The organism is Streptomyces sp. NPDC087787 (assembly GCF_044743035.1).
In the GTDB taxonomy this organism is placed as follows: Bacteria; Actinomycetota; Actinomycetes; order Streptomycetales; family Streptomycetaceae; genus Streptomyces.
The window spans coordinates 1-7,050 of sequence record NZ_JBIUVQ010000048.1 but is presented as its reverse complement, the minus strand read 5'-3'; the positions used below and the strand labels follow the sequence as shown (position 1 = coordinate 7,050).

Annotated in this window: 5 protein-coding genes; 2 read left to right on the top strand and 3 right to left on the bottom strand. The window is 68.1% G+C overall.

Annotated elements, in window-relative coordinates:
* Nucleotides 1-651 precede the first annotated feature (651 nt).
* Entirely contained in the window at nucleotides 652-3,174 is a 2,523-nt protein-coding gene (locus tag ACIOWN_RS34270; RefSeq protein ID WP_401984438.1) for a Helicase associated domain protein, read from the top strand.
* 97 nt (nucleotides 3,175-3,271) lie between these two features.
* Nucleotides 3,272-4,276 carry a hypothetical protein gene (locus ACIOWN_RS34265; RefSeq protein ID WP_362357905.1) on the top strand — a complete coding sequence of 335 codons (1,005 nt, stop codon included), beginning with the start codon at nucleotides 3,272-3,274 and terminating at the stop codon, nucleotides 4,274-4,276.
* Nucleotides 4,277-4,446: 170 nt separating this feature from the next.
* Here ACIOWN_RS34265 and ACIOWN_RS34260 read toward each other — a convergent pair whose 3' ends face one another.
* From ACIOWN_RS34260 to ACIOWN_RS34250, 3 genes are all read right to left on the bottom strand, one after another.
* Entirely contained in the window at nucleotides 4,447-4,671 is a 225-nt protein-coding gene (locus ACIOWN_RS34260; protein WP_362357907.1) for a hypothetical protein, read from the bottom strand.
* A gap of 66 nt (nucleotides 4,672-4,737) precedes the next feature.
* Complete coding sequence (locus ACIOWN_RS34255; protein ID WP_362357908.1) at nucleotides 4,738-5,883, bottom strand: hypothetical protein; 1,146 nt, start codon at nucleotides 5,881-5,883, stop codon at nucleotides 4,738-4,740.
* 139 nt (nucleotides 5,884-6,022) lie between these two features.
* Nucleotides 6,023-6,856, bottom strand: a complete 834-nt coding sequence (locus tag ACIOWN_RS34250) for a hypothetical protein (protein ID WP_362357910.1) — start codon at nucleotides 6,854-6,856, stop codon at nucleotides 6,023-6,025.
* Nucleotides 6,857-7,050: the final 194 nt, after the last annotated feature.

Below are 7,050 nucleotides of genomic sequence, written 5' to 3'. Positions count from 1 at the left end.
CCCGCGGAGCGGGTACCCCATCGCTGCGCGATGGGCAAGCGAACCCCCGCGCTGCGCGCGGGGGTTGCGCTCCCGCTCCGCGTGAGCGCTGGCGGGACGCTCCGCGTCCCGCGCACCGGCCTTGCTGCGCAAGGCCGGTGATGCTCCGTCCACTGCGCTCCCGGAGCTGCGGGGACTGCGTCCCCGCGTGTGCCCTCCGCTGTGCTCCAGCCACCCTGCGGCGCTGCGCGCCCCAAAGGCCGCCCCCGCTCCGCGGGGCGGCCAACGGGCCTGCGGCCCGAGCAACAACAAGAGCAGGGAGGGGTGACGGGTAGTCGGGAGAGTGACCCGCCGAACCAGGGAGCGCGGGGTCGAGTTGACCGGCCGTCAGGCTGCTTTGGAGGGTGGCCATGAGGCAACAGTAACAAAATTCAGCCGCGTTCGAGGGAATTTTCAGGCTCTGGATGCTTCACTTTGAAACACGAGATAGACTCTGGACTCAAATAGCAGCACCACTAAGGGAACTGGACCGGTTCCCGATCACGCTTCCCCGCTACTGGTCCGAGGCTGTGACCCGGTTCCGGTGAGGTTCACCGTAGCCGATCGCACGCCGTCTACGTGCAGGTTTCTCGTTTCCTGCCCAGGTAAGAGCCCAGGAGAAGGCAGACGGATATGTCGACCACAAGCCGAACCGATCAGCGTGATGCGGCCCAACAGGAAGCCGTTGACGCGGTTGTCCGCGCCCTCGAATTGTCTGCAAGATCGCTTGCGCCCGAGCGGGGGCTCCGGACTCAGGTGATCATGGCCACCGGGTCCGGCAAGACCCGGGTCGCGGCCCGCAGCACGGAGAAGCTCCACGCGGGCCGTGTGCTGGTGCTCGTTCCCTCGCTGGACCTGCTCACCCAGACCGAGGCCGCGTGGCGCGAGGCAGGCCGCACGGGCCCGATGATCGGGGTCTCGTCCCTGCGGGGCGAGGACGTGACCTTCCCCAACACCACGGACGTGGAGGAACTGGTCGACTGGGTACGGCCGTTCGACAAGGTCACCGTGTTCGCCACGTACGCCTCCCTCGGGCTCGGCACGCTGGAGCGTGCGCACAAAGCCGGCCTTCCCGGGTGGGACCTGATCGTGGTCGATGAGGCGCACCGGACTTCAGGTCGGCTGGGCAAGCCGTGGGCGGTCGTCCACGACAACACCCGCATCCCGTCCCTGCGCCGCCTCTACATGACCGCCACGCCCCGCCTGTGGCAGTTGGATGAGGATGCCGAGGGCGCGCCGGGTGAGCTGGTCGCTTCCATGGAGGACGACCCGGACGGCCCGTTCGGTGCCCGCTGCTACACGCTCACCCTCTCCGAGGCGATCGACCGGGGGATCTGCGCGCCGTACCAGGTGGTGTGCGTGGACATCACCGACACCCAGCTCCAGTCCGCCCAGCTCCTGGGCGTTGAGGGCCGCTCGGACAAGGTCCGCGGGGCCCGGCTCGCGACGCTGCAGACCGCGCTGGTGAAGGCGTCGGCCGAGGAAGGCTTCCGCAGGACGTTGGTCTTCCACCACGTCGTCAAGGAGGCCGAGGCGTTCGCGGCTGGCCTCCCCCACGTCACCGCGCAGCTGCACGCGGCCGACCCCGAGCTGTACCCGCGCACGATCTGGGCGGACTGGCTGTGCGGCGACCACAAGCCGGGCCACCGCCGGCGCCTGCTGGGCGAGTTCGACCAGGGCGTCGCCACGGACGGCACGGTCGTGGAGAAGTGCTTCCTGTGCTCGGTGAAGGTGCTGGGCGAGGGCGTCGACACCAGGAACTGCGACTCCGTGTACTGGGCGGATGTGCGCGGCTCGATGCCCGACCTCGTCCAGGCGGTCGGCCGCGCGCTGCGGATGCAGCCGGGTGAGGGCAAGGTCGCCTCGCTCGTGGTGCCGGTGCTGCTCGGGCCGGGCGAGACGGCGGACAACATGCTGACCTCCCGGGCGTTCGGCGGGTTGGCGAAGCTGCTGGAGGCGCTCAGGGCGCACGATGCCCGGGTGGTGGAGCAGTTGGCGCAGCAGCAGGCCCCCAGCGCCTACAAGCCCGTCCAGAAGGGCGCGCAGGGCCAGGAGAGCCGGGGCGAGGGGAACGGGTCCGGCGGGCCGTCGGCGTCCGCGCGGAAGCTGCTGAAGTTCTCCGTGCCGCGCGACCCGGCGCAGCTGGCCGCGTTCATCAACCTGCGGGTCCTCAACCCCGAGCACGAGCACTGGCGGCGCGGCATCGAGGCCGCCGTCATCTACGCCCGCGAGCACGGCGACCTGAAGGTGCCCTTCACCTACCGGGTGCCCGGCGACGGCGACCAGGAGGTGGAGGCCGAGGGGTGGCCGGCCTCGCTCGCCAACTTCCCCCTCGGGCAGTGGATCGCCGACAACCGGCGGTTCTACGCCCGCGGCGACATGGACGAGGACCGCGTCGAGCAGTTGGAGAAGCTGGGCATGGTGTGGTCGCACTTCGACGTCGCGTGGGAGGAAGGTCTCGCAGCGGCGCGCGGGTGGGCGGCCGAGGCGGGCCACCTCCTGGCCCCCCTGGACGCCACCTTCCAGGGCTACAAGGTCGGGACCTGGCTGAAGAACGCACGGGCCGCCGCCCGCAAGGCGGCCGAGATCGAGCAGCGGCGTGCCGAGGGCCTACCGGTGGAGTCGTCGGCCGGGGCACTGTCGGAGATGCGGCGCGAGCAACTGGAGGACATCGCCCCCTCGTGGTGCCCCGCCTGGCCGGTGGAGTGGCAGCGCGCCTTCCACCTCGTCCGGCTCCACCTGGAGGCCGGCCGCCCGCTGCCCACGTCTCCGGGCGACGTCGTGCACCAGGGCGAGGACCTCGGACGGTGGGTACGCTCGGTCCGGCTCGGCTGGGACAACCTCACCACCGTCCAGCAGTGGCTGTGCGAGCAGGTCCTCGGGATCGAACCCGCGGCTGAGGACGAGAAGCCACCCCCGCGCCGTACACAGGCCGACAAGTGGGCCATGAACTACGAGGCCGCCCGCCAGTTCTTCAAGCGCGAGGGGCACCTGCGGGTGCCGAGGAAGCACGTCGAACGGATCGTCGGCGAGGACCAGGAGGAGCGGGAGCTCCGGCTTGGTGCGTGGATCGGAAACCAGCGGAGCAGGGCCGCGACGCTGTCCCCGGAGCGGGTCGAGCAGCTGTCCGCGATCGGGATGCGCTGGTCCTGTTGATGAGCAGGGACGTCTTGGTCGCACGCAAATCCTGGTGCGGCAGGGCGCCACACGCCGTCACAATCTCAAGAGCACATGGCGATCCCCTGGAGTTGTAATGGCGCAGCCTCTTGATCCGCTGACAGTTCAGCGGCTCGCGTATGTCCGGTACCTGTACCGCGAGGGGGTCGAGCAGAGTGGGCAGCCTTCGCCACTGCACTCTCGGGCGATCACGTCCTTCCACGACGCGGTGGAGAACTTCATCGGCCTCGCTGCGCAGCATCTGGGCGTGGAGCTGAAGAAGAACGCGGAGTTCCTCAGCTATTGGGAAGCGATCAAACCGGTCTATGAACTTCCCAAAAAAGATCAGATGAAGCGTCTCAATGACGCCCGCGTCGCTCTCAAGCACAACGGGACCTTCCCGTCTGCGCACCAGATCGAGCAGGCCCGCGAGACCGTTGTCGACTTCTTCACCACAGTCACCCCCAAGATCTTCGGCATCGAGCTCGACACCGTCGACATGGTCGACCTGCTGACTCAGCATGAGGTCAAGCAGCTGCTGCGCGACGCGCAGACGCATGCCGACATCGGCGACTACGTCCAGGCCATGGCCGGTCTCAGCCTGGCGTTCCAGGAACTGCTCACCAACTACCAGCGCGGCGAAGGATCAACTAGATGGTCAGCCTTCAACTTCGGCGAGAAGCTGTTGCCCTTCGATGAGCCTCGCGTCGGGAGTGGGGTCTATCGTCTCCAGCGAATCAAAAAATTCGGCGACTTCATGGAAGTCACCCAGAACGCTCTGATGGCCATCAGCCTCGGCATCGACTACCCGAGCATGGCTCGCTTCCACATCCTGACCCCCAAGGTGCACACCTTCGGAGACGGCAACAAGCGCTACACCGTCGGAAAGGACCTGGAGGAGGTGACATCCGACGACTACGACTGGGCGCGGCACTTCGTCATCGAATCGGGCCTGCGTGCGGCAAAGGCAGATGATCTACAGGCCATGAAGAAGAAGGCGTGGGAAGCCAACAGGAAGGCCGAGGGGGCCCTGGCTGAGCGTTCATGGACCGGCCCCGTCGACCCCGAGGACAGGAGCGTGACCGTCTTCGATGTCCTGTGACGCCAATGCCCTGCCCGCAGCACAGTAAGGGCGGGCGGTCGCCGGAACCGCCACGCGCCCACGGAACGGGTGGAGCATCTGTCCGCGATCGGGACGCGGTGGGCGGAGCAGCGTACGAACTAGCCGTGGGGCCGGGCAGGGTGATCCTGCCCGGCCCCGCTGTCGTCGGGTCAGTCGAAGTCGAGCGCCTCCTGTGCGAAGTCGGCCGGGACCGGGCGGGGCGGGGACGGTGGTGCCCCGTCCTGGCGTGCGGCCTGCCAGCGCTCGGTCAGCTCGTCCTTCCACCCCTTGGGCGGGGGCCACGGGACGCCCCAGGTGGCGAGCCGGTCGCGCTTCCAACCGCCGGCGGGCGTGCGGGCGGCTTCGATCTCTTCGGGCGAGGGCAGGTCGGGCATGTCTAGCAGCCTCCCATGAGGAGCAGGCCGAGGCGGGGTGGGACAGGCTCTTCGCCAGCTTCGCTCTTATCGAGCGCCTTCCGGGCGGGCCAGGTACTGCTGGACACGGCGGCGGGCCGTCTGCACTGGGTTTCCGCCGTCTTCGCCTTGCAAGATCCAAGTCCGGGAGAGGTAGTAGTCGGGATGGCGGATGGTGGTGAGCGTCCTGCCGTCTGGCTGAAGGCGGTGCTCGGTGAAGCCATCCAGGGCACCGGCTGCGACGGGTGTGCGGGTCCACGGATTGTGCAGTACGTGGAAGCCCTCGCTGAAAGTCTCGTGGTCCTGTGGCCCGTAGTCACCGATGACATAGCCGAAGGGCACGGCCACGGACGCGTTCGGGTCAGGGTCGTACGCAAGGCCGACGCGGGCCATGGCCACGTCTTCCGGACCGTAGCCGCGTTCGGTTCCCATGCGAGAGAACTTCGACACGGTGACGCTGTTGGTGAAGATCACGGCGGCCAGATGCTCGGCTTCGGGCTGGGCGAACAGGCCGCTCGGGATGATCTTGTGCTTGTGCCGGTGTTCCGTGACGACTTGGGAGTTCAGCACCAGCGAGCCGTGGCTGTCGCGGGTGGCGATGTCCCGGATCCCGTAGAGGTAGGTCGCCAGGGAGTTGACGGTGTGGATCAGGGCGCTGGGGTTGTGGAAGGACTGCACGGCGATCACGAAGGGGACGCCTTCGACGTGCGACTTCTCCCAGTAGGCGTGGCCCTGCGCATCGCGGTGTTCGAGCTTGCGGCGCAGGGCTTTGCCGATCTGCATGGTGAACTCCGCCTGTGCTTCCTCCATGTCGTCGGGGATGAGCCGACGTACTGCAGCGGCGATGTCTTCGTCGTCGGCCGTCTCACCCTGGGGCGGGTTGGTGGTCGTCGCTTCGATGGCCACAGGAGTGTCGCCGGTCGTCAGGAAGTCCGGTGCGGGGCTGGTGCGGTCCAGTTCCTTGCCCTGTTCGCGCAGGGCGGCGAAGAGGGCAAGCTCAAAGACGCGAGCGGAGAAGCCTGCGGTCTGGAACTCGCGGACGAAGCTGTGGTCGACGTCGGGAAAATCGGCGAACGTCTCGTCCATGAGGCGGCGCGCGGCGGTGTATGCGTGGGCTCCGCTGAAGTCGCGGAACTCGCGGCTGACCTTTTCCGGCGTCATCTTCCGGGCGAGGTCGAACAGGCTTCGGGTCATCATCGGCCTCCAACGCGCCGGTCAGGCAGGAGTGGGGGGAGCAGGTGCCGTCGGTATCGGCCAGCTGGGGGCGCCGCCGGACTGGTGGCATTGGACCAGCCAAGCGGAGCCGGGCTGGAGCCTCGTGCGTCCTTTGGCACTACGGCAGGTCTTCCAACCGGGCGAGCAGGCTGGCGGCGGTGGCGACGGCCGCGATGGCGTCGGCGCGGGTCCAGGCGAAGTTCTCGGTGGTGCCGGAGTCGTCGTGCGGTGCGCCGCTGAACAGCGCGTAGGCGCTCTGGGTGAGCATCGCCCAGCGCTCCTCCTGGTCCCGTTCCCCGGCCTTCTTCTGCACCGCCTGGTCGTGGACCCTCCGGGTGTTGCAGGCCTCGCGTACGGGATCGAGGGCCGCTCGGGCGAGGGCAACGGCGTGCTCGTACCGTCCGTCACGGATCGCGGTCTTCGCCTCGCGGATCCGTCGCGCGCCGGTGGCCCGGGCCTTGACGGTGGTGACTGGGATGAGGACGTCGACGAAGGCGCTGGCATCGAGCTGGGTGAGGGCGTTGCTCCACGTCGCGTGCGGGACGCGGATCATCTCCTGGTCGTCGGCGACGGGCCAGTGCTTCGTCTCTGCCAGTGCGGTCAGGGACAGTTCGGCGCGCAGGGCCAGGTCGTTGCCCGCCCGCGTCTTTTCCAGTCCGCGCAGCTGCTGGTCGGTCACGCTCGTCTCGAGCGTGAGGTTCGTGGGGAAGGACTTCAGCCCGACCGGCCGCGGTGTGTGAAGGACGCCGATCCAGCTCGCGGGGCCTGGTGTCTCGTGCGTCCAGAGGGCGCCAGAGACAAGGAAGGGCGCGTCCACGGTGTAGTCGCCATGGGCAGTCACCTCAAAGGTCAGGGCGAGACAGTGTACGTCCCAGCCTTGGAAGAAGTTGACGTGCTGCTGTGCCCGGATGTTGACGGTGTAGTCGTTCGATCCGAATCGGAAGTTGGCCATCGTTCCCTTGCCTGAATGAGCTCCTGCCTCATGGTGGCAGGTCAACCGGCCCGGGCGGCAGTGGATTTCTCGGGGAGCCAGCGGGTCAGCGCACGGTGGGATGGCGTCCCTTGTCGTGGTGTAGCCGATCAAGGTTAGGGAGTGCGCCGGGGGCGTGCGCCAATGTGGCTTTCGCTCCCTGCCCGCAGGGTGGG

Excerpts from the sequence above, each read along its gene's own strand:
- ACIOWN_RS34270 (WP_401984438.1), top strand. The coding sequence starts at position 652 with ATGTCGACCACAAGCCGAACCGATCAGCGTGATGCGGCCCAACAGGAA.
- ACIOWN_RS34265 (WP_362357905.1), top strand. The coding sequence starts at position 3,272 with ATGGCGCAGCCTCTTGATCCGCTGACAGTTCAGCGGCTCGCGTATGTC.
- ACIOWN_RS34260 (WP_362357907.1), bottom strand. The coding sequence starts at position 4,671 with ATGCCCGACCTGCCCTCGCCCGAAGAGATCGAAGCCGCCCGCACGCCC.
- ACIOWN_RS34255 (WP_362357908.1), bottom strand. The coding sequence starts at position 5,883 with ATGACCCGAAGCCTGTTCGACCTCGCCCGGAAGATGACGCCGGAAAAG.
- ACIOWN_RS34250 (WP_362357910.1), bottom strand. The coding sequence starts at position 6,856 with ATGGCCAACTTCCGATTCGGATCGAACGACTACACCGTCAACATCCGG.